This window comes from Oleiphilus sp. HI0086 (assembly GCF_001635225.1).
On the sequence record NZ_LWFZ01001157.1, the window covers coordinates 1 to 731 of the forward strand.

1 protein-coding gene is annotated in these 731 nt (G+C 44.7%); it reads left to right on the plus strand.

The window, feature by feature from the left end; genetic code table 11:
* Positions 1-49: 49 nt before the first annotated feature.
* A partial coding sequence (locus A3756_RS20330) for a PDZ domain-containing protein (RefSeq protein WP_231875592.1) occupies positions 50-731 on the plus strand: 682 nt, incomplete at its 3' end.

Consider the following 731-nt stretch of genomic DNA (forward strand, 5'->3'; position numbering starts at 1 on the left):
TGAAGTTGTTGGTATTAATTCTCAAATTTATACTCGTTCAGGTGGCTTTATGGGCGTTTCTTTTGCGATTCCAATTGATGTCGCAATGGAGGTCGTAGCTCAGCTCAAAGGCCAAGGTTATGTCGCGCGTGGTTGGTTAGGGGTCTTGATCCAGGAAGTTAACAAAGATCTTGCTGACTCCTTTGGTTTGGATCGTCCTTACGGTGCTTTAGTTGCTCAGGTGGTTGAGGACTCGCCTGCAGACCAAGCAGGTATTCAAACTGGTGATGTAATTATCGAGTATGAAGGAGAAGAGATTGATTTCTCATCTGAACTACCGCAGCTGGTAGGGCGAACAAAGGTTGGTGACAAGGCCAAACTAAAAGTTGTTCGTGATGGAGATGAGAAATCAGTGAGTGTCGAGATTGGTGAGCTTCCGACTGACGAAAGTGCGAGCGCTTTACAAAATAAACCTCAGGTAGAGAAGACGAACCGTATTGGCATTAAAGTGCGAGAACTTGATCATGAGACCTTGGATGATTTGAATTTGGATGGCGGTGTTCATGTTATCCAGGTAGAGTCGGGTGCAGCACGTGAAGCAGGGATTAAACAGGGTGATATCATCACTCGACTCAATAACCAGAAATTCACGTCGGTAAAAGAATTTCAAAAGGTGGTAGAGAGTCTTCCTTCAGATAGAGCTGTTCCGGCATTGATCGTTCGTCAAGGAAGTCCTTCGTTTATTGTTATTC